The sequence below is a fragment of the Candidatus Defluviibacterium haderslevense genome (genome assembly GCA_016712225.1).
In the GTDB taxonomy this organism is placed as follows: domain Bacteria; phylum Bacteroidota; class Bacteroidia; order Chitinophagales; family Saprospiraceae; genus Vicinibacter; species Vicinibacter haderslevensis.
Genome location: JADJRL010000003.1, coordinates 212132 through 235748, shown reverse-complemented (window position 1 = coordinate 235748; position 23617 = coordinate 212132). Strand labels below are relative to the sequence as shown.

The 23617-nt window shown below is 32.3% G+C and carries 20 protein-coding genes; 10 read left to right on the top strand and 10 right to left on the bottom strand.

From position 1 onward, the window contains the following. The first annotated feature begins 201 nt into the window (after positions 1-201). The 3 genes from IPK88_01295 (at position 202) to IPK88_01285 (ending at position 3203) form a co-directional block, all read left to right on the top strand. Positions 202-1200: a superoxide dismutase gene (locus IPK88_01295; GenBank protein MBK8242033.1), complete on the top strand. Its 999-nt coding sequence runs from the start codon at positions 202-204 to the stop codon at positions 1198-1200. Between the two features lie 97 nt (positions 1201-1297). Continuing rightward, complete coding sequence (locus IPK88_01290; GenBank protein MBK8242032.1) at positions 1298-2377, top strand: 50S ribosome-binding GTPase; 1080 nt, start codon at positions 1298-1300, stop codon at positions 2375-2377. Between the two features lie 547 nt (positions 2378-2924). Next, positions 2925-3203, top strand: a complete 279-nt coding sequence (locus IPK88_01285; protein MBK8242031.1) for a hypothetical protein — start codon at positions 2925-2927, stop codon at positions 3201-3203. A 57-nt stretch (positions 3204-3260) separates the two neighbouring features. Here IPK88_01285 and IPK88_01280 read toward each other — a convergent pair whose 3' ends face one another. Both IPK88_01280 and IPK88_01275 read right to left on the bottom strand, forming a co-directional pair. Continuing rightward, positions 3261-5459: a hypothetical protein gene (locus tag IPK88_01280; GenBank protein MBK8242030.1), complete on the bottom strand. Its 2199-nt coding sequence runs from the start codon at positions 5457-5459 to the stop codon at positions 3261-3263. A gap of 397 nt (positions 5460-5856) precedes the next feature. Further along, a complete protein-coding gene (locus IPK88_01275; GenBank protein MBK8242029.1) occupies positions 5857-6453 on the bottom strand; it encodes a 2OG-Fe(II) oxygenase in 597 nt (198 codons plus the stop codon). A 1032-nt stretch (positions 6454-7485) separates the two neighbouring features. Here IPK88_01275 and IPK88_01270 point away from each other — a divergent pair. The 7 genes from IPK88_01270 (at position 7486) to IPK88_01240 (ending at position 15439) form a co-directional block, all read left to right on the top strand. Further along, positions 7486-9450: a hypothetical protein gene (locus IPK88_01270; protein ID MBK8242028.1), complete on the top strand. Its 1965-nt coding sequence runs from the start codon at positions 7486-7488 to the stop codon at positions 9448-9450. Between the two features lie 57 nt (positions 9451-9507). Then, positions 9508-10164 carry a hypothetical protein gene (locus IPK88_01265; GenBank protein MBK8242027.1) on the top strand — a complete coding sequence of 219 codons (657 nt, stop codon included), beginning with the start codon at positions 9508-9510 and terminating at the stop codon, positions 10162-10164. Positions 10165-10264: 100 nt separating this feature from the next. Further along, positions 10265-10900 (top strand): hypothetical protein, encoded by a 636-nt coding sequence (locus tag IPK88_01260; protein ID MBK8242026.1) that lies wholly within the window; start codon positions 10265-10267, stop codon positions 10898-10900. 199 nt (positions 10901-11099) lie between these two features. Then, the gene (locus IPK88_01255) at positions 11100-11261 is read left to right on the top strand and encodes a hypothetical protein (protein MBK8242025.1); all 162 of its coding nucleotides are present in this window, start codon (positions 11100-11102) and stop codon (positions 11259-11261) included. A 206-nt stretch (positions 11262-11467) separates the two neighbouring features. Next, entirely contained in the window at positions 11468-12079 is a 612-nt protein-coding gene (locus tag IPK88_01250; GenBank protein MBK8242024.1) for a hypothetical protein, read from the top strand. Positions 12080-12218: 139 nt separating this feature from the next. Next, positions 12219-14555, top strand: coding sequence for a TonB-dependent receptor plug domain-containing protein (locus IPK88_01245; protein MBK8242023.1), 2337 nt, complete (start codon positions 12219-12221; stop codon positions 14553-14555). Positions 14556-14557: 2 nt separating this feature from the next. Next, positions 14558-15439 (top strand): DUF4249 domain-containing protein, encoded by an 882-nt coding sequence (locus IPK88_01240; protein MBK8242022.1) that lies wholly within the window; start codon positions 14558-14560, stop codon positions 15437-15439. A gap of 578 nt (positions 15440-16017) precedes the next feature. Here IPK88_01240 and IPK88_01235 read toward each other — a convergent pair. From IPK88_01235 to IPK88_01200, 8 genes are all read right to left on the bottom strand, one after another. Next, positions 16018-17574, bottom strand: coding sequence for a hypothetical protein (locus IPK88_01235; protein MBK8242021.1), 1557 nt, complete (start codon positions 17572-17574; stop codon positions 16018-16020). A 150-nt stretch (positions 17575-17724) separates the two neighbouring features. After that, complete coding sequence (locus IPK88_01230; GenBank protein MBK8242020.1) at positions 17725-19167, bottom strand: hypothetical protein; 1443 nt, start codon at positions 19165-19167, stop codon at positions 17725-17727. Between the two features lie 465 nt (positions 19168-19632). Then, a complete protein-coding gene (locus IPK88_01225; protein MBK8242019.1) occupies positions 19633-19884 on the bottom strand; it encodes a hypothetical protein in 252 nt (83 codons plus the stop codon). A 159-nt stretch (positions 19885-20043) separates the two neighbouring features. Next, positions 20044-20292 (bottom strand): hypothetical protein, encoded by a 249-nt coding sequence (locus IPK88_01220; protein ID MBK8242018.1) that lies wholly within the window; start codon positions 20290-20292, stop codon positions 20044-20046. 197 nt (positions 20293-20489) lie between these two features. Then, complete coding sequence (locus tag IPK88_01215; protein MBK8242017.1) at positions 20490-21113, bottom strand: class I SAM-dependent methyltransferase; 624 nt, start codon at positions 21111-21113, stop codon at positions 20490-20492. Positions 21114-21330: 217 nt separating this feature from the next. Continuing rightward, complete coding sequence (locus IPK88_01210; protein MBK8242016.1) at positions 21331-21672, bottom strand: hypothetical protein; 342 nt, start codon at positions 21670-21672, stop codon at positions 21331-21333. After that, positions 21650-22558, bottom strand: coding sequence for a hypothetical protein (locus tag IPK88_01205; protein MBK8242015.1), 909 nt, complete (start codon positions 22556-22558; stop codon positions 21650-21652). The genes IPK88_01210 and IPK88_01205 overlap by 23 nt, the downstream gene beginning before the upstream one ends. Before the next feature lie 581 nt (positions 22559-23139). Continuing rightward, positions 23140-23448 (bottom strand): hypothetical protein, encoded by a 309-nt coding sequence (locus IPK88_01200; protein ID MBK8242014.1) that lies wholly within the window; start codon positions 23446-23448, stop codon positions 23140-23142. Between the last annotated feature and the right edge of the window lie 169 nt (positions 23449-23617).

Below are 23617 nucleotides of genomic sequence, written 5' to 3'. Positions count from 1 at the left end.
ATTGATTTAAGTAAAAATAGATAAAGATTTTTATTCGTGTTATTTCTAAAGTTTATATACTATGTTAGTGATAGATATATTCATAATAATACTGCTTGATTTAATATGAGAACTTTTTGTTTTTATTCATGTTATCATTTCAGAATGGACAGTGTTCTATTTATTTTACCAATTAAATCTTATACCTATAAAAAAATATCAATGAAAAATGTAAGTGTGTTATTCATCATTTTTAGCATGTGTTTTGGAATTGTACAAGCACAGGCGCCTTATAAAGTCCCTGAATTGGGTTATAGTTACAATGCCCTCGAACCCTTTATTGATGCACAGACTATGGAAATTCATGTGACTAAACATCATGCTGCGTATGTGAATAATTTGAATAATGCCTTAAAAGGTACTGATGCAGAAAATATGTCTTTAACGGATATATTAAAGAATACTTCTAAGTACAGTGCGGCTATTCGAAACAATGCTGGAGGACATTACAATCACAGTTTATTTTGGACCATACTTACGCCCAATAAAGGAACTAAACCTTCAGAAAGATTTGAAAAAGCCATTAAGGAATCTTTTGTGTCCGTAGATAGTTTAAAGACCTTATTAAACAAAGCTGCATCGACCCGTTTCGGATCAGGATGGGCTTGGTTGTATATTACACCCGATAACAAATTGGCAGTTTGTTCCACGCCTAATCAGGATAATCCATTAATGGACATTGCCGATAATAAGGGTATCCCCATTTTGGGTATAGATGTTTGGGAGCATGCTTATTATTTGAAGTATCAGAACAAGCGCGGAGATTATTTAAATGCTATATGGAATGTCATGAATTGGGATGAGGTCAGCACCAGATATGAGAATGTAGTTCCTAAGCCTAAAGGTAAATTTGATGATTGGCCGGAATTAAAATCTTTTCATGGAGTAATGTCTGAGACCTTTCATCCCAGTGAAACCGGAGATTTAAAACCAATCCGAGCAAGGAGTGCAGAAATGGCTGTAAAAGCTAAAGCTTTGTCTCTTTCTAAAATTCCAGCTGCATTCAATAATAAAGAGGTTCAAGTTGCTATAGCTCAATTAAAAACCGATAGTGATAAGTTGAATAAATTGATTAAAAAGAAAGGGAATGATAAATCTGTAACGGCTGCGCTCAGTGCATTACATGACACCTTTCATATGATCGTAGAACATTGTCATTAGTATCTACCTTTGATTGCAAACAAGTGATTTATTTATAGTTGAAATAAAACTATTGGATTGATCTAAATGAATTAATTTAGATGTGTGAATGGATATTATGGAGAACAAACATTTTGACTTAGGTAAAGTAATTGATCAAGCCATTAATGATGCTTTAAGCAAAAGAGGTGTCGTGAATATCCTTATTGCCGGACGCACTGGTGTAGGAAAAAGTACATTAGTCAATGCCATATTCCAAGGGAATTTGGCTACTACCGGACAAGGTAAGCCTGTTACTCAGAATACCAGAGAAATATCTAAGGAAGGCATTCCTGTCAATCTATTCGATACACGAGGCTTGGAACTGGAACATTTTAAAGCCACCATGAATGAATTGGAGGATTTGGTCAAAACCAAACGCAATGATGTTAATCCGCAGAACCATATTCATGCAGCGTGGATTTGTATTTCAGAAAACTCTCGTAGGGTAGAGGATGCTGAAATTGCTCTTTGTGAATTACTTGCACAATACATGCCGGTTGTTATCGTATTGACCAAATGCAGTTCGGATAATGGTTTTAGAAATATTGTACAAAGTCTTTTACCAAAAGCTAAAAATGTCGTTCGCGTCAATTCTATTCCTGAAACATTGGATGATGGACATGTATTAAAACCCTTTGGTTTAGTAGAATTAGTAGACCTTACCATGGAAGTTGTTCCTGAAGGTCAGCAAGCTGCTTTTGCGGCATCACAGAAGGTCAGTGTACAACAAAAAAAAACTAAATCCCACAAGGTAGTAGCTGGAGCGGCAACAGCAGCTATGACGGTTGGCGCGAGCCCTATTCCTTTTTCAGATGCATTTTTGTTGGTTCCTATACAAGTTGGTATGTTAGCAGGAATCACAAGTGTATTTGGTCTTGATTTAAAAAAATCTTTTTTAACTACACTGGTGTCATCTACGATAACAGGTGCTGGTGCTACGATTATCGGCAGATCTATAGTTACCAATCTCATGAAGCTGGTCCCGGGTATCGGAACGATTGCAGGCTCTGTAATTTCAGCTGGAACGGCATCTGCCATTACGGTGGCATTTGGAGAGGCCTATATTGCGACATTAGCACAATTGTTTAGTGTTAAAGATGCTGTTGATATTACCGGAGAAGATATCATTAAAGAATTTAAAATTAGGTATAAGTAACAAATCCAAGTTATCCAGTCGGTAAAACATTCATACTTATTTATTTTGTTTTGGCTACTTGATAAACACTAACTAAATTAGTGATTCATATATTATTTTAGTTGTTTTTATCTTCTCTTAAAGTTTTAAATACACGTTTATAGGTTAAACATTTTGTTCTTTTTTCATGAAAAAAAAGAACCAAAAATTCTAGGCTGTAAGGTCTAAGCCTAAAATGATTTCATGAAACCTAAATTCAAAAAACTCGCTTTTGGCCTTCTGTCTTTTACTTGGCTTTACACTTGCCCAGCTCGCATTTATGTCCATTTTTTTGTTTTATGTTGAGCTCATACAGTTTTGAATTTTTAACGGTTTCATTCCATCATTTTTTAACGGCTTATCCCTTAAGGCCGATCCAAATTTCTATTCCTACATTTGTAGAAAATCAATAATATGAATTTGAGTCTGGAATTATTTGTATGTTTAATATTAATACCAATTGATAAGAATTTTTTACATATATTGTGACTGCTATCAAGATTTGTATTTGAATAATAAATCCTTTTATATGTTTAAATTTTTTTACTATGATCTGTTGGGAATAACCATGTTGTTATTGTACAATTGTTTCAATTTATTTAGAATGCCAACGGGCTCAAAGGACGCTAGTTTAAATACCAAACTAACATTTGGAGGTATCACGATAGCATGTATACTCATTTCAGGATTGGTCTGGTATTTATCTAATAATAATCATCAGCGCTGGGCCAATATCACCTTGGGAGGATTTTATGGAATCATCATTTTATTTACCATCTATGCTGCGATGAATGTGCGGTGGAATTGAAATAAGGACTATAGTCTATACATAATGTAAGCTTAATGAAATGGCATTTGATTTATATCATTTGACCCATTTTAGGGATTGTCGAATATGGTTGTTTTGTAATTCTATAATATAAATTCCTTGTGGTAAATGTTCAAAAGGTCGAAGTGATATTTTATTTTCACCTACATGTATTGTTGACATAAACGATATTTCATTTCCACTTAGATGTATTACTTTGATGTTGATGTTGGAATCATTATTCGAAATTAAGTTTAACCAAGATTCATCATTGGACTCATTCGAATTTATGTAAATGTTAGAATAAAATGAATTACTTTCATTATGAGTCCCTCCGGTTAGATATTCCAGCAATATTTTTACTTTTCTTATATTTTCTTTATAAACGATTATTTGGGGAATAACTACTAAAAGATCTGCTTGAAGCTGAGATAATCCACTTTGTAAAACATTGCCGTTGTTTAAATCTATGACTCTCCATTCTAAGGTTCTGCCAGGAAAGGGTAGGAATTTTTGAGGTTTTCTGACTGCTAAATCTGCAGTTAATGAATTTTCAGGTGAATTATCATTCTGGAAAACGGCATTAGATTCAAGCCAAGCATCAACAGACCATTTATCATTTATATCTAATATGTTGTTTTGATCCCAACGATGATATCCACCCCAGCATCCCCAATCATCACCTACACCTTTAGGACCCGTACCAGGTGTTCCATCACCTGGATCATTATTTTTGGGATCTAAATGGTGATTAAAAAACGCTGGAAAAGATTGATTGCTGCGTATAAAAGTTTCTTCATATGAAATATCGTCTACGTGGGTTTGTAAATCAGGTGTATTCCCATTATGCCAATGATCATTGTGTTCAGGACCCGTCTCAATTCCATGCGCTCGTTCTCCCCAATATATTTGTGTTCCCCAGCCTAATGAATCTGAAGCGTAAAATTGTTTCACCACATAGTCATCCCATTTTGAACCACTATCAATATCATTTTTTGCATGAAAGACACGGAGTAAGGGTAGATCTCGTTGTGTAGCATTTCGATCTGTAATGTTCATTACATCTGTATAAGCTATATTTTTTCCATCTCTGTTGTATAAGTTTGTCGGAAAATGTAAAGCAGTAGGTCCAAATAAAATATCTATACCTGATGGTGGATCATCTTCAATAAATCCATTGTCAAAAATGGTAGCTGAAGCAAAATGATCCGGATAGGTTTTAGCAATAGCTGTTGCACCTTTTGAACCAAGACTATGGCCATTTATATTTATTCTATAAGGGTCTACATGCAATCTTCGGATCATCCATTCATCAACCCAGATGTATTTTCTTTGCGTATAATTAATTACAGTATCGACACTATTGGGTGCATTATTTTTTGAAAAGGGATCATAGTTTTTGCGCCAACCAAAATGATGGCTTGCAAATTCAAAACTTGCTAGATAAGAAAGTATATAACCAAATACATCATCATTATGAGTTACCAGTAGGCCCTCTTTTGGATTAATGTTTACTATTTTTTTTCCACCTGGAACATTTCCTCCTGGTCCACATTCACCACCATTCAACCAAATACTGCATGGTATGGGTTTAGTGGTATCCACTTTATTAGAAGCACTCACTAAAAACATTGAGGGCATTCCATTTTTAGCTTCGTTTGCCATAACAGGAAAATCTGGTCTGGCTTCCCAATAATTTTGGCGTCCATCGGCCCACAGGTAATAAGCGAAGGTCGTGTATCCAGGTTCAGTACTGTATGTTTTTTGTACATGACATTCGACAGGATCTTTAATTGGATCATAATTGAAGTCAATGGCTTTCTGAGTAATATGTTGATTGGGTAAAATATTAGTTTGTCCCCATGGAACTACAGCAAAAAATAATGATCCTTTTTGGTGGGGAGTAAATACAAATAGACCCTCATTGTTTTTAAGTTGGTATATGCCTCCCGAACCATTCGGAATGCGATAAGTAGCCATTGGATCTACATAATATTTTAATGCTCCAGGTAAATATTCTTCTTTGAATAATCGCCCAATTAAGTTTGCATTATTGATATTTGAAAAAGTTGAGGGACTTGCATAGATCGCAAATGTTTCTGGAAGGGAATCTTTTATTTCCCAAACGATCCAAACCTGACCTTGTGCATACCAAGCTTTGATTTGTGTTTGTGCAACCAAATCAGTCTTAACATCAATAAATAATAAACAAAAAAGAATAAAAATGATGTTGTTTTTGTGAAGCCATGAATTCATAAACGAAGATGTTTGGTTTAATGAAATAAATCAAATGGTTGAATTTCACTATTTGATACTCATCATTCGATCTTCCTGAAAATTTTGAAAATAGATAACAAATGTACACAAAATTAAATGTATTGGATTATCCTCCACTCACCCTTAAGGGTGAAATTCATAAAGACTGAACTTATATAAGTCTTTACAATATCAATGTTGGTTCTACTTTATTGAAAGTGTATATACCTTGTTTTTAATTTACTTTAAACCAACCTGTAATACTCATTCTTTGCCTGGTTTGGTAACTTGGCTTTAGCCAACAAAACAAAGAGACAAGCAACTGCATAAAGACCCAATTCAAAAAATTTAGTGCAATTTGTGGTATGCACATAGTGAGATAGCATATTCCAAATGTTTAATTTACTTTAAACCAACCTGTAATACTCATTCGCGGAACATGGGTCAACAAAACTTCGTGAACCAATTCATTGCTTTTGAAGAAAACACTCTTGCCATTAATGGGTGCAATGGATTGGATATGATCTGTGTGATGAATACATAATTCACCACCGTCTGAAACTTGCCAATCCGTATTTAGGTACATGATCATGGAATAAACGCGTCGGCTATCATTTTGAAATTGGTCGAGATGTTTTTTGTAGAATGAACCCGATTCATACAGTGCATAATGGAATTCATAGCCCGTAATTCCTGTATAACATGTGCTGTTTAGATATAAGACAAATTCATCGATCAGATCAAAAAAAAGATTTTCATGGATATTTTGATGTGATCGATCGAGCCAATAAATTTTATCTTTCCTGATGAGTAGATCATGATCGACGATCGTATTGTTTCCAATCCCGGCGGATAGTAGCTGATTGGTTGAATGGAGTCTCATCAAATTTTCTTTAAGTGAAGCGGCTAGGGAAACACCTATAAAAGAATTCGATATCCCAACTTTGTCTTCAAGGTAGGAATCAATTAGGGTATCAAAATTGAATTGTAAAATGGGATCGATATTTTTTTATTAGCTAAACAGGCTAATAACACAGTAAGATAGGTATTCATATCAACAATGTTTCATTTAATTCTTTTCAAGGTAGTTTAAGACCAATGGTGGGAGATGTTCAAAGATAAGATTGTAATTTTTATTAACCGTTTATTTAGTCCATTGATAGTATTAAATTATCTATAGTTTTTTATGATTCCATTGAAGTGATACAGAAAAACCAGTACGGGCAATATGCCACATATTCAGCTTGTTTTTTGACCCATTTGTCGTTTTTTGACCCTGTAGATGTTCAATTTTTAAGTATGGATTAAGAAATCTTTTTGAATAAGCCATCACATGATGCAATTTAATGAGGTGTGAACAGCTAACTTGTAAAGAGGAAATTAGCCTTCTCGTCTCGTCAAGAACGAGACGAGATTATTCGTGGATAATTCGTGAATTAGTCGTGGAATAGTCCTGGGATAATAGTGGAATTGGTCTTGTCAGATCTTGTCTCAGCACTTCAAAATAGATCCGAGACGAGATCCTTTAGATGAAGTATTGCTTCCAATTTTAGGTCAAAATCATACGTTCGTTTAAAAGTTCCCTGCGTTGGTACGAAAGGTCTTGACAATTACAAGTTAATATTTGATCTTTGGCTTAAGCTATTAAAGGATTAGAATTGAACATTAAAATACTTGAAATCCAATAAAGAATAGAATTTTAATCGTTTTTTAAAGAGCATAAATATATTATTTCTCGAAATTAAGTAAGGAATTAATAAAGAAATGTCCTTTTAAATTATAAAAATGATATAAATACTATATTGAAGGAAAACATTTATAAGACCGAAGATAGGAAATATGATCAAAAACCTAACTAGATAAAAAAGAACCTGTATATGGTGTAATTTAAAATTCGCTACTTTACTTATTTATAAAATGTTAAACTAACGGTGTTCAAAACCAGAAAGTGACACCTTAAACAAAATGAGTATGGCCCAAATCTGAACGGGTTAGTCAAGATAACACCTAACATAAATTTAAATTTATGAACACATTAAAGTATTTTTTTTTATTTTTGTCTATTGTGACTACATTACTTTTTTATTCTTGTAAGAAGGAATCATTAGATTTTAGTCAAAGTTTAAATCTTGACAATCGAACTGATGATCCAAATGAAGAGATTTCTCGTATTGGGAACCCCGAAGATACAATACCTTCGATTACCACTCTGGGAAATGTAAGAGTTAACCCTTATACTGTGCAGGTAATGACTCAAGCTTGGAATAATCTCTACCCTAACATGCAAAGAGCAAGTTTAAATCCAACTCACTTATATGTTAAATTCTCACCTCAGAATCCACAAGATTTAAATCTGTTAGATCAAACTGGACTCATGTTATTTGATTTTCCATTAGATAGAGAAGTTATCGAAATGGGAGATTATTATATCCAACCTGGAAAAGAAAGTCCAACAAGTATTCCTGATTTGTGGGCAGTTGTTTCTCCAGATTTTACTTCACCAATTTCAGGATTTCAAATTATTAGTTCCTTAGTCATTATCCCAATGAATACGCTGTTAGTAAAGGAAGCTTTTAGAATTACTGGAAATCCATACGATATCGGGGATAATCCTGAGTACATTAAGGATGACAACTGTTGTCCGGAATGTCCTAATTATCCAGAATGCTTAATTAATGTAACAATACCTTGTGGTGCTGAAGTAAATTGCCCACATGGAGATCCAGGTGGTGGGACTGGGGGAGGTGATCCAAATCCACATCCTGATGAAGTCCAATTCTGTAATTGTTGGGTATATAAAGAGCAGCTCAAACCAGGAGGTTGTGTAAGAGTTCAAGATATTCAGCATGAACAATTTGAAGGTGTTGAAGATGTAAAAGTTGTAATCTGGGATGGATGGTTCGGTGTATGGGATACTCAAACTGATGTAAATGGTTGTTGGAAAATAAATAATAAGCAATATGGTAAGACATGGATGTGGGTGAGATGGAAATCAGATATTACCAGAATCAGGGGCGCGCGGCAAGGGTTTTGGAGATTTTTTTACGATTGGCAATTCACAATGACCCATTATGTAGGAGCATTAAGAGGTCCAAAAGTGAATAATATCAGGGTAGAATATCCTATATGGACGGATCGAGGTTCTGCTGCCCATCTTCATTGGGGAGCTTCTACGGTTAATAATGCGCTTCATGATTTTCATCGGTATGCTGCTACATTGGGAATCAATACACCACCTTGGTTAGATATTAATGTTGCAAGAAATAGACGAGATGGGATATCCCTAATGAATACCTATCTGGGGAATGGTAATATTATTGCTGCTATTGGAAATTCCGGGTTTTTCCAAGATGCTTTACATGATATAATTCATCTACCTCCTAGTTCAGGGTTATTTTTACCAGACGTTCAGATTGGGATTGATTTTCGTAATTCTGATATTCTTAAAAGATTATCCTATCATGAATTAGCACATGCATCGCATTTTACCTTAGCCGGAGATAATTTTTGGTTAAATCTGATCAGACAAGAAGCACACAATGGGTCTATTCCTCCTTTTGATGATACATACAAGGACAATGGTGGTATTCATCAAGGACATATAACAATATCAGAATCATGGGCTGCTCACATTGAAAATACTTTCGCCCATTTAACATACTCTGGAAAAAATTCCAGTTGGAGAGGTAGAAACTGGAACGATTTTATTGAAGAAACAAGATTAAATCATCAAAACAATGGAATCCCAGAGGGTCTTTATCATGATCTGAAAGATGGCATTCGTCCAAATGAATCTGCTTGTGATTTAGAAGGTAATGCTTGTGGCCCTATTGATGACCAAGTAGAAGGTTTTAATGAAAATCAAATGTTTAATTTTTTAGATGGAGATACAGATTCTCCAAATAAATTTATTCTGAAATTTATTTACACTTATGCAAATGGAAACATAGATTTGGAGACCAGAATTGTTAACTTAGCCAATAGTTATTAATTAATAATTAGGAGGAAGTGACAAAAAGTTTGCTTCCTCCACATTTATTTTTGAATTATGAAAGAAAATAATTTTCCTTTAATCTGTCTTCTATTTTTCATTCTTTTATCTGGTATAAACTGCTTTGATAGAGATGATTGTCCAGATGACTTTCATGTTCCTGCGCAAATTATACCTTATCAATTAGAATATAAGGTGGGTGATACTATTCGTATGGTTTCAAAATTTCACAGAATGGTCCTCGACAAATCTACTGGTCGACAGTTTGATATGAATAACATTAATTGGCACCCAAATACTGTTGTTGATTTATTGGACACTATTGGATTTAGTAAAATAACGAACTATTTTAAGTTTATAAGTAATTCAAATTATAAGGAATATATTTTATCAAAAGGTTATAGCTTACTTGAGGGAGAATACACTTACAAGCAAGATACATATTACTTAGAATTTATTTTAATTCCTAAATATGCTGGAAATTATTTTTTATCACAAAAATGTGGCATAGGCCCTGGTGATAACAACCAATCTTTCCCAGGATTTTGCAGAAGGGTAGGATATTATGTGAGGGTTAATATGAATGCTGGAAAGAACGGCAATATTCAGCTACTCAAAGAGAGCAAGGATACTTTATATAATACAATAGATGCAAATTCACCAAATTGGCTTTTTTATGATAAAGGTGGATTTTGTTTTCGTGTAGTACCATAGCTTAATCTATTAAATCTATCAATACAATATTTATGAAAGCAAATACTATAGTACGGAATTTTCAAATAATTGACTTTTCCAAAATGCAATTTCTAAAAAAATGAATCAGATAAAGTTTTTATTAGTTTGTATTATATTTGTAACAACAATCAGTATGCAATGTAATGAAGAGTGTCCTCAAAGATTTCATGTGCCTGCGGAAATCATTCCATATCAATTAGAATACCATATTGGAGACACAATTAGATTTGTTTCTAAATTTGAAAAAAATGTTCATGAAATTCACACTGATATGAATTATGATATGAGTAAAATAGATTTTATACCAAACACTGTTATAGATTTCCTTGATACAATCGGTAGGAGTAAGATTTCAGACTATTTTATATTTTACAGTTATTCTCCAAATTATAAAGAATATATTTTATCGAAAGGGCAAAGCTTACTAGAAGGTCAATATGCTTTCCTTAATGATTCATTTACATTAGAATATATTTTAATTCCTAAATATCCTGGAAATTACTTTCTAACTCAAAAATGTGGAATTTGGGAAAATTTTCCAGGGAGATGCAGGCATGTTTATTATACTGTTGGTGTAGATATGAATTCAGGAAAGAATGGCAATATAGAGTTACTAAAAGAAAGTGAGGATACTTTATACAATAAAATAGATGCAAATTCACCAAATTGGCTTTTTTATGATAAAGGTGGATTTTGTTTTCGTGTAGTACCATAAGTTATTGCTATAACATTTGTTTTTACTGTAATTAGGAAGGTAACTGTCATGAGACTGAACATTCATTATTTTGGTCTTTCAAAGACAATGCAGGATTAATTATTTTAAGATTTCGCTGATAGCGTTTTCAATTACTGAGTAAATACGATTAGGTATCTTATTTTTTGCGTATTTTGCACCTTATTAACTAGCTTTTAAGGTGCAAAATTTATTTATTTTTATAACGGTATATATTCATGTCATAGGATTGGGTATCAATATTTTAATAATTCCTGATTTTGTAGATCCAAATGAATTTGCTTTCGATGAATGTAATTGCGGAATTGAATTTATTGAGGAAGGCTATTTTTTAATGATTTGAAAGCAAACATTAAATTTGACCTATAAATGTTTATTAATTTTTATAAATATGCCATAAAGCTATGCATTGAAGCAAAATATTTTTTTCTTGTTGCCAATAATGTGTTTATTATTTGAATGATTGATAAATAAAATTATAAAAGTATGCATTATAAATTAAAATGATTATCTTAGTGCATCATATTAAATAATAATAACTACTAAATTATGTTTCAAAAATTTCTAAATGTTGGTTGGGTTGTGATCTCATTAATATTGATTGTAAGTAGCTGTAATCCTGATGATCCGAAGCTTTTACCTTATGGTAAGGTATTTCATTTTAATCAAATTAAAATGATCAATAGTAATTTATTTCTTATTGAAGAGAATCACGCTTTTAGAAATATAGATCGATATGAAGGATCTTATAAAGAAGTAACAGATTCATTCATACTTGGTTTTATCAAATTACTATTTACTGATGTTGAACATATTGAATCATTTGAGTTTATTCAAAATGATTCATTGCGAGTTGGTTTTGGGATAACAAATACTTCTTTAGAATATGGAAATATTCCGATTACAATTGGCAGCAATAATAGAATTAATATTCAAGGCAATCCAGATATTTACATAGAGTGGGACAATGTCCAAGAAGTGATTAAAATTTGTCAGGAAACTATTTTTTACATTAAATATTTAGGAGTATTGGAGAAATATATTACATCAGATTGTGTCGATAGGAACCCTAACACAAGAATGGCTAGTTTAATTAATTTAAATAGCTATTCGAAGAGTGATAGTGTAGGATTGTACTATTCTGATGTTATATTTAAATAGAGGGTATTAAACTATAATGACGATTTAACCACATTATAATCTTTGTGCAGTATTTATTATTATGTGTAATCATAATGGCAATATTGTTATATTTTGTTCGTTGTGATTTGATTCAATCAAGTATTAATTATCAATTTATATGCGCTATATTTTTTGCCTGGGGCTGGTCTTGATTTATTATTTACCCTCAAATGCCCAACGGTATACTATTCATGGTACAGTAAGCGATTTAAGTTCAGGTGAATCGTTGCTTTCGGCTACTGTGTATGATCTAAATTCCCTTGAAGGGACCAATAGCAATGTTTATGGATTTTATTCATTATCTCTAAAGCCTGCAACAGTTAGAATTCGTGTTACATGTCTTGGCTATCTGGACGAAATTTTATCATTTGAATTAACAAAAGATACTACCCTAAACGTAAAGTTGGCTCAGGGCTTGGAATTGAAAGAAGTAGAAGTAACAGCAAGTCGAATCGAAAGGATAGATCAAACCACCAGAATGAGTACTATTGATGTGCCCATTGACCAAATCAAGAAGTTACCCGCTTTATTTGGTGAGGTGGATATTCTAAAGTCGCTCCAACTATTGCCAGGTGTAAGTGGTGGCAGTGAAGGCACAGCAGGATTATATGTAAGGGGAGGAAGTCCGGATCAAAATTTAATTTTATTAGATGGCGTACCGGTATATAATGTTTATCATTTAGGTGGGATATTTTCAGTCTTTAATGCAGATGCTTTAAAAAATGTTAGTTTAACGAAAGGAGGTTTCCCGGCTAGATTTGGTGGTCGCTTGTCATCTGTTTTAGAAATTGGAATGAAAGAAGGAAATGATAATAAATTTCATGGTGAAGGCGGTTTAGGAATCCTTTCATCTAGATTAACTCTTGAAGGTCCTATAATAAAGAATAAAGCTTCTTTCATGATTTCTGGTAGGAGAACATATCTTGATGTAATTGCCAAGCCATTGATCAAAAGAGCTGCAGAGCCTGGAGAGGAGATTGACTTGGGGATGCATTTTTACGACCTGAATGCAAAGGTAAATTATACTATTAATTCTAAACATCGATTGTTTGGTAGTGTCTATTCCGGAGAAGATCTTTTTTCATTGGGAATAAAGGATGTAGAACATGGGAATGATTATTCAAAAACAAAAGCTGGGGTAGATTGGGGAAATATTACTTCGGCATTGAGGTGGAATTATATTCTTTCTCCGAAATGGTTTGCGAATACAACTTTAACTTATAGCCGATATCGTTTTAACTTTCGGGCCTCATTGGAAGAAAAGACCAATAATCAAATTGAAAGTTTTTCTGCGCTGTACTTTAGCGGAATTGAAGATCTGGGAGCAAAATTAGATATGGATTATGTGTATTCACCTAACCACTGGTTTAAATTTGGAGGCCAGATTATAAATCATAAATATTCTCCGGGAGCCACCCAATTTAAATCCGATATTAGTTCAAATATTGATACAACTTTTGGCAGTCCAAACATAAGTAGTCTTGAAAGTGCATTATACTTTGAGGACGATATAAGAATGGGTGCATTAGGAATTAATGCCGGAATTCACGCCAGTTCCTTTTCGGTTCAGCATAAATTATTTACTTCATTACAACCCAGATTTTCTGCGAGATATTTGTTAGGCGGAGGATATACTGCAAAATTGAGTTTTGCTACAATGACTCAATATATAAATTTATTGACAAATGAAGGTTCAGGCCTTCCTTCAGATTTATGGGTACCTAGTACCAAAAGAATCGTTCCACAAAATTCAAGTCAACTCGCCGCAGGTTTGGTCAAAATTTTTGGGAATGATTACGAATGTAGTGTGGAAGCCTATTATAAAAAAATGAATAATGTATTATCTTATAAGGAAGGAGCAAGCTTTATTGGTATAAGTACAAATTGGGAAGATAAAGTATTACAAGGCAAAGGTGAAGCTTATGGTTTCGAGTTTTTTGTACAAAAAAAGAAAGGCAAATTTAATGGGTGGATCGGGTATACTTTATCATGGAACGATAGAAATTTTGATGATATTAATGGCGGAAAGACATTTAGATTCAAATATGACAGACGACATGATTTTGAATTGGTGGCCTCTTACCAGATTTCAAAAAAATGGCATGTCTCAGGATCCTGGCAATATGCAACTGGAAATGCAATCACACTTCCTATTTTAAAGTACAATGGAATTTATCCTTTTGCTCAATATGTTGACGAGATTCATATACAAGGCGAAAAAAATGCATACACCATGCCGCCATATCATCGTCTTGACCTCAGTTTTGAATACAAGCGATTTCATAAACGATATGAATCAGGTTTAGTTTTTGGAGTGTACAATGCTTATGCAAGGGCCAATCCATTTTATATTACTACAGATCGTGAATACATTGATGGTCAATATAGAGATGTTTTTAAACAGGTGGCGCTATTACCCCTGATTCCTAATATTTCTTATCAATTTAAATTTTAACTATGAATTTTAAATTATTTAGGGTATATCATTTGTTCATTGTATTACTCATTTTTACTTCATGCGATGGTTTTTTTTATAAAACAATTGAAGTGGAAATCGACGAATTCCCGCCTGGGTATGCAGTGACTTGTCTTTGGACGAACGAATCAAAAGTTCAGCAGGGATACATTTCAAAAACGGTAGGTATTTTAAAACCTGTTATCCCACTTTCTGACAAAGTAGATTTTTATCTAGTCAGCAACTTAAATAGAAATTGGAATGTCCAAACTCAGGACGGAATTGACTATAATGGTTCGCCAATATCAGCTGGTGAAATATTATCTATCCGGGTAAAAATAAATGGCGCAACAGATTTAGAAAGCACACAAACAATGCCTGATTCAATTCAAATTATCGAAGCCAGTTTAAAGCAAGCCAATAGATCATTAGGTTCAAATTTTGATAAACCTGATATTGTCAAAATAAAAATTAAAGATAATCCCAATGAAAAAAACTACTATGGGTTTAATGTTTTGTATATTGTAGAAGAGAATGGAAGTATTGATACCTTGATGAATTCAATTGGATCAAGTGATCCTGCTTTTGATATAGACTTTTCCTCATTCGCATTATTTAAAGATGAATTATTCAATGGCAAAGAATATACTTTAAGTTTAGAAGTTTTTCCAAGTAGGTGGGGTAGCACCCAGAACGTAGTAGGATTAATTATTGAAGCACATCATTTTTCAAGAGATGCTTATTTATATCTTAGTTCATTGGCTCGATCTTATTATTCAGATGGCAACCCATTTGCTGAACCCATAATTGTTCACCAAAATATTAAAAATGGGTATGGCATTTTTGGCTTAGCCAACGTAAATAGGTACTTTCAAAAGATATAGAGGATTTGTCTATTATGGGTAAGAATTATTTTGTTAATTGGTCCAACCGTTTAAATGTTTTAATTACATTTTTGCAACCCAGTCATTCAATATAAAAAATATTATTGGGATGGAGTAAAGCAATAAGCTTTTTCTTAAATCCAAATATTTTCTAAATGCGAGTAAGGAAATGGGTATAATGATGTTGGAAAAAACATAGAATATAAAAAGTAGCCAAGTATTTTCAATATTTGGGAGGGGTATGTGGTAATACCTTAGAAATATTATTTTTTCCATTAAATTAAAAAATAGCAATAATCCAATAATTGCAATGATCCATTTATTATATTTTAGCAAATTTGTATAAATGTAGTTCTGATAATTTATGGATATTAACAGAAGTATCACTTGAAGGAGACAAAGGAGAGGTAAGCCATGAGTTAAGATGTATTGAGTTATGTCTCCACTAGTATGCCAGCCGCTAGTAATTTCCCAGAATTTGATCATATGAGAAAATTCAAAACAAATTTTTTTATGTTTATTATATTAATACCTATAAATTTGATTTATATTTATTTGGATCATAAAATTTATTAAGCCTAGTTGTTAATTAGTATTTTGCCTTCAGCAATAAACATATTTTTTTCAAAGAGTTGAATGTGATAAATTCCAGAAGATAATTGGTCGCGTTGAATTGTTAAGGTCTTGCCAGAAATATTTTTTATAGTTTTAACTTTTATCCCGTACATATTGTAAAATATCAAAGTGCCATTTTCTAAAGTATGTTTAAGATCAATGGATGATGTAGAATGAAATGGATTAGGAGCTGCACAAAGTTCTAATAATTGTTTGCTTTCTTCATTTAATCCAGTTATTGTATTGTTAAGGCGTAATACAAAAATATCATAGCTTGACGGACTACTTGGTGGTGTTTGATTTCCAGATAATACTATTTTTCCGTCATTTTGTAAAGCTAATGAAGTGGGGTTCAACACTAGTGAATTATTAAATAAAGCAGCAGTTCCATTTACGCCAAAACTACTGTCTATAGTTCCACTATTATTAAATCTTTGGAGAAATAAAACAAAGTTAGGACTGATAAAACTTACTCCTGAAACTAGAATTTTTCCATCTTTTTGAATCGTCATTGAGCGTAGAAGAGTATTCTGCTTAGGACTAACTAAAGTCTTGATAATGCCATTTGTTCCAAAAGTACTGTCAATGCTTCCATTGCTGTTAATCCTGAGCAATGCAATATATAAAGGTTCTGATTCATTTTCAGAATTGCCAGCAATTACTATATATCCATCAGTTTGTACTTTTATTGTATAGTCTGCATCCCGTTTAGTTCCTATACTTGTTGACAATATTCCATTTATACCAAAACTACTATCTAAATTTCCATCAGTCCTGAATCGCATTATTAAAATGGTTGATTTATTATTAACCATATCTACTCCTGAAATTATTATTTTTCTATCAATTTGTAAATCGACGGAATAGGCCAAACTGTATGCTCGAATATTTGTTATTAAAATTCCATTAGTGCCAAAACTTGAATCTAAACTACCATTGCTGTTGTATCGATTTAATACAATCCAGTTAAATTGACTATCTCTCGCCGAGCCGACCGTTATAATTTTTTCATCACTCTGAGTGATTATTGTTGACAAATAGCTTGAAATAATATTTTTTTGAAATTTTGGAATTACAGTTCCGTAAATCCCAAAGCTACTATCTATTTTGCCATTACTTAAATAGCGTTCTAAATTTGAATTTTCTAAACCAACAATAATTTTACCATCTTTTTGTAAATTAACAGCTTTGGTAATTTGATTTGGGGAATTAATACTTTTAAGGAATATGCCTCCAACGCCAAAACTGTTATCAAGAGTTCCGTTTGGATTATAGCGAGACATAGCAAAATCAGGGGAACTACCATTAGTTGAAGTGCCTCCAACAACTAAGATTTTTCCATCTGGTTGAATGACCATTCCATTTGCAATGTCGGTTCTTTTTCCGTAATTCGTTATAACAAAGCCATCAACACCAAAGCTTAAATCCAGAGTTCCGCTTTGAGCATTGGCGTGAGAAATATAAAATGTAGCAACTGATATGCTATACACTGCAAATAATATATTAAGTTTGTAATTCATTGTATTAATATTTAACTATTTACGCTTCGAAGGACAATGCCCTGTCAATTTTATTTTTTAAATACTTAATGTGAAAATTTATTTCTATTTATTAATTGATTTTATTTATTTTGAAATTTATCTAAATTTAATTCAAAAATATTAAATGTCTTACTTATTATTGTATTTATTTAATTCTGTTTTTAGACCATCAATATATTCAGTATATTTTCCTTCTTGTTGTGCCATTTGTATAGCCATGTTTTGATATTTAAGAGCTTTCTTCTGATGGCCTAATTTGAATAATAAATGTGCATATGTATCTAATTTTTCAGAAGTCGAATTCAATTTTAGAGAAAATTTTGACCATGTAAGTGCATCTTTCAATTCATGATTGTTCTTAGAATATTTATAGTATGACCAAGATATTTCATTTAAATTTTTAGCTACTCTTTCATTATATTTATTGGTTTCATTTTCTATTAATATCGGTTTGTTGTTCAAATATTGTTGTTCTTTAGCTAATTTTTCTGAATCTGAATAGGATGGAATCGATTTTATAATTTTTAGATTTTCATCTAAAATTAAATTTATAAATTGTTTAAGTTTTTTATTGTATGATTGGTATAATAATGACGCAAATTCATTTCCATATTTAATTATATTAGAGGTATCTGAAATACTAAGATAGTAATTGAATCTATCTTCTAAATTATTTTCTTTAAGAAGTATTTGATTATTGGCTGGGTCTAATTTCGACCATTGAGGATACTTTTCTGCTTGGCTTTTCATTAATTTATTGGTATGTTCTTCAAACAAAAAAGTTGCTTTTTCGAACTCTGATTTGTCTGTATTGGATTTTGCCCTTTCTAAAATTGAGCCAATTAGTGCTACTTTGTAATAATCCCAACTTTCATCATTAGGCTTGTTTGATTCTAAAAAATAGGGAACCATAGCATCTGTTGTTTTAAAATCCTGATTTAAATTGTTCTTTGCAAATTCAGAATTTAATTCGACTTTTCTTAATGCATATTGATTATAATATTCAACTGATTTAATATTTAGTTCATTCCTTAATGTTATCAATTGAAATAGTTCATGATCTGAAATGTTATTTTTCTTAAATTTATCTTCTAATGTTAATCTTATTCTTAGGTCTTCTTTTTTTGATTGTATTGTATCTAAGAGTGATAATAAATTTTCAATTTTGAATTCGAAAGAAATTGAATTTTTAAAATCAATAAGGCTACTGTCAGGTGTAAATAGGATCAAGTTTGGAGTGTAATTACAAAAAAATTGAGAATAGAATAATATATCACTGTTTTGATTGGATTCATTATTTAAATGGTAAACTATAAAATTTGATTTAATGTAGTTTATAATTGAGGTATCCTTGAGAAGTGAATCTAATATATAATCATCAGAACTATAAGAATGATTTTCATTCCCATTAATTGATACTTGATTATATCGGATTATAAGTAGATTTTTATTTTGTATTCGCGATTGCTCAAAGGCTTTATCTAAGTTGTCTTCGTAATTGATTTGACCAAAAAGTAAGAAATTAGGCCAAATAGCCAATAATAAAAATAGTGATATGAGGTGGTTTAGCATAACATTTGAAAATTTGATTTAGGCTTACCTAATATAAAGAATGGCAAAATACAAATATTATTTTATTATTTCAATTCTGTATATGATATAATTAGAATTTTGACTAAATGGATGAATAGAAACCAATTTATAACTATACATTTATTGGTATAATTTACTTTAAAAGTTATTCTTCACATAAGTGTATTTAAATGTTTATATTTTTTTGGTAGATCATTTAATATCATTTTTTCGAATGCTTGATTGAAGTCGAGGCTGGTTTCAGATTCATGGCCACTAGTTATATATACGTATCACTTGAAGGACACAAAGGACAGGTAAAGAATTAGTTTAAATGTATTTAGTGTTGTGTCCACCAGAATGCCAGTCGCTGCTTAATTCCCAGAAGTTAATGCGCATTATATTGTAAATTATGAAATTTTAAAGTGTAATTTAGGTGTAAAATACAAAAAATGATTGTACTAATTATGTTTTAAGATACATATCTGGGGTCATAATATTGATTTTTGCTTTTTTAAAATCTTTGAGATTTCTGGTTAAAAGTGTAGATATTCTTGCTTGAATACATGTATAATATTGGATGGCATCTTCAAAATCTACAAAGTCAGATGTAAGTGCTAGTTCAATTACTTTACCAGTGACTGGAAGAACTTTGACTAGTGTTTTGAATTTGGAAAGAATAATTCTTACATCACGTATTTTGTAAGTAGATTTCAAAAATATAGTCTAGATTTGCAAAAGTTAATGCTGAGACATGTAATTGAATTGTACCCTTGTCAGCTTGAGAGAAAAGTAGTTGTGCCGCGTTAGAATACGGCATACGATTAGCAAGCTTGTCCAGACAAGCATCAGTATCAATGAAAAACTTGGACATGATTATGTGTATTTTTTAGTTAAGTGATCCCTGTACACTTTTTTCGAGTCAAGTTTTTTTGTTAAAATAATGCAACCCGTTAAAGATTTGACTAATGGAGTTATTTCATCCTGTGGCGTTTGACTTGATTCGGTAATTTTTTCAAGATAACTTTCAATGACCTGCGAAAGGCTGATTTTCTTTTTTTGTGCGTATCGTTTCGCTTTTATTATTACTTGTTTATCAAGCTTAAGTGTTAGTTTGGTATCCATGTTTTATTAACATACGTACTCATTTATTATATTTATACGTACAAATATAGGATCATTTTATTTAATTACTAACATATAGTTATAATTTTCCAAATGTTCATATTTTAGGAAAAATTGTGAAGCAAACTTCTGTTAATAATTAATTGCTTTTAGAAATTAATGATACATACCAAAACTTGTTTAAAAATACCAATTTCTTATTTTTTTTGTCCAACAAATCGTATCACAGAGCCTATTCCATTGTGAAACAGTCCTTCCTGTAATTCTATTTCCTTTTCTTCCAAGGTAATAATATGATACAAATCAAAATCGGATTGTATTTCGTCCATTGAAAACAATTGGTCTATATCTCTGGGCCCACCTACTTTTTCATTTTTTTGTATATAGTCAAGATGTTTTTTACTAAAAGCTTCGAAAATAATGATGCCATCTTTTTTTAAGTATGAGCTGAGTGTTTTGTGATACTTAGATTTGATGTCGGCAGGAAAGTGAGCATAGATTAGGGCGATCACATCAAATTGTTCGTTATGATAATTCATGTTTTCCAATAAGCCCACTTGGTAATCGATACTTACGTTGCAGGATTCTGCGAGTCGCATAGCTTTGTTTTTTCCTTCCATACTAATGTCAAAGGCAACAGTATGCCAACCTAATGAAGCTGCAAATACTGCATTTCGACCTTCACCTTCTGCAGGAAAGAGTATAGTGCCTACAGGTAATTTTGTGATTTCTTCTTTGAAAAACAGATTGGGAGATGTTCCATAAGCAAAGTCATGGCTACTATATCTTTCATTCCAGCGATCGGTCCAAGTGTCATTCATCAATTAAATGATTTTACTATTTTGTAATTATTCATATCTCAATAAGAACGGAATGTTTTTGTCATCATTTTTGCAAAATCAAGCAAAAATGCCGCCAAAAACAATAACTATTAATTTTTAGCGACGGATTTTATCCGTCGCTAAAAATTGATCGCCCCTACAGGGCTTTAACCAGTATTGGTAATTTATTTTTTTTATATGTTGGTTATACATATTGCTATTCATTCAATGGTAGATGTTTATATTTTTTTGGTATATCATTTAATATCAATTTTTCAAATGCTTGATGCAGGTCAATTCTAATTTCTGATTCATGAGCAGTAGTTAAATATAAATATCCTTTGAATGCTGTAATCGATAAAGTTTCAGATGCAAGAACAACGCCCCTATATCCAAGTATTGAAACTTGTTCAACATTCGTGTTGGATATAGGAGCGCAGTCTGCAATGGTTAATAATTTATCGACCAAGGATGATTTTGGAATCCATTGGGGATCTGGTCTGCCTGAGAAAATTAGCAGCGAACAATGCCATTTATTATTTGATCTTAGTATGTCCATGAAGTACTTGCATAAAGGTACAAAATTGAGTGTACATACCTCTATTGGCTGATCTTGGATCTAAAATAAAATGTCCTGCATTGTCTAATAAAGTTGCTTTTGTTCCGCCAGGTTTGTGACTCCATTTACCATCTTTGCCTTTTCGGTACCAATGGTAATCAAATCCCGGGGCAATAACCAGTGCTACCAAATGACCAGTACTTGGACATGCGTTATTGGCCAGTGGCGTATCAATTAAAGCATCGGCAACTGCTCCCATCTTGGCACTACGTTGACCTGCTGCTACAGTGCAACCGGATAAAGAAGTGTATTGTAATCCTGCTGCTCTGCCCGGTTGTGCGAAAGTGTCTGTCCGATAATTGGTAGCATAATTGTAACAGTTGTTTCCGCTTTGTCGCGGTCCGGCATCATTCCACCAAGCAATGTCTGGTAAAGGTGCACATTGACATGGATTGACTGGTGGAAAGAGGACAGGTGGGATAACAAGCGCTCTCAAAATAGCATCATTGAAATCTTTGAATTGTGACATTTCTGAAAGCAACATGGTTTTAAAATCTTTTTTATTTCCAGTGCCTTTGAATTTAGAAATAGCATCTATGATGCTTGATTCAAATGTTTCTGAATCGGCATCTGCATGTTGATCTCCTGAGAATAGTTGGTCCGGCGTGATTCTAAAGTGATCTGGAAAATCAGTTGCAGCACCATCTAATTGATCCACGATAATACCTCTATAGCCTAAGTGTTCAGGCTCTTTTTGTGTAGTATTGTCAGTTAATGAGGCATTGAGTTGAATTTGTTGGAGCAATTTTTTAGCTTCACTTCCTTCAATAATTCGAAATGGGTTGGGTCGACCACTAAAGATGTCGATGGTTACTTTAAGTTTCATAATATGATTTTTTAAAAATGAATAAATTATGGTTTAAGAAAAAATACTGTTTAATTCAAAAGGATTTCTAAATCTGTTATCAATCTCATAATTCCTTGCTTTTGCAAACTATAAAGGGTTGAAAAATTATCTTGGTTATATGACATTCTGCTAACTTTTAATTTTCGTATTGTTTAAAAACTTTTTGTTCTTTTTTCATGAAAAATGATTGAGTGATCTTGCATCAGCAAGAAATTTGTGATCCAAAATCACAAATTAACGAATGAACCGAAGCCTGTATCAGGCTGAGAGAAACCAAAAATTATTCATTCTCCATGCCTAAATAATAGGCTACGAGGACTTCGCCAATTATTTAGGTTCACTTCACTAAAACATCTCGTCGGTATGACGAGATCTTTTAGTTCGTTCATCTTAAGGCCGACTCGAATTTCTATAACTACTTATGCTTATATATTTTTACTCGATTTTAATTTACTAATTTGGGCAATGGATGATCATATATTCTTGAACAGGGCAATAAGTTCTGAACTTACAGCCTTAATGAAATGCAATAAAAGGATTAACTAAATCAGAAATAAATCTTAGTTGGATTTGTGATATTGAATCTTGCTTTGATGCTCATCAATGATTGTAATATCTTGTTTGTCTTTTGAAAATTTAATTCCATATGCTATGATTTTATCATTCGCACATGAAATTAATATTTTCGATTTTCCTTTGAATTCAAAAGTGCCAACATCCCAAATATAGAAGATTGATTCAGGTTTGTCAATAGCATGGAATAGTCCATTTTCTGTAAAGCTAATTTTCTCCGGATAGTTATGTTCGGATGTTTCATTAGAAGTTTTGGTCCAAACTCCGACTATTGATTTTATATGTGTAGTACTCATAAGAATTTCTTTAAGTGGCATGTTATTTAGAGGTGCAGTACAACTTTATACTGCACCCAAAATGTAACTTTTCAGGTCACAATAAGTACGTTATATTTTTGTCATCATTTTTGCAAAATCAGGCAAAAATGTTACCAAAAACATTATCTATTTACTTTTAGCTACGGAT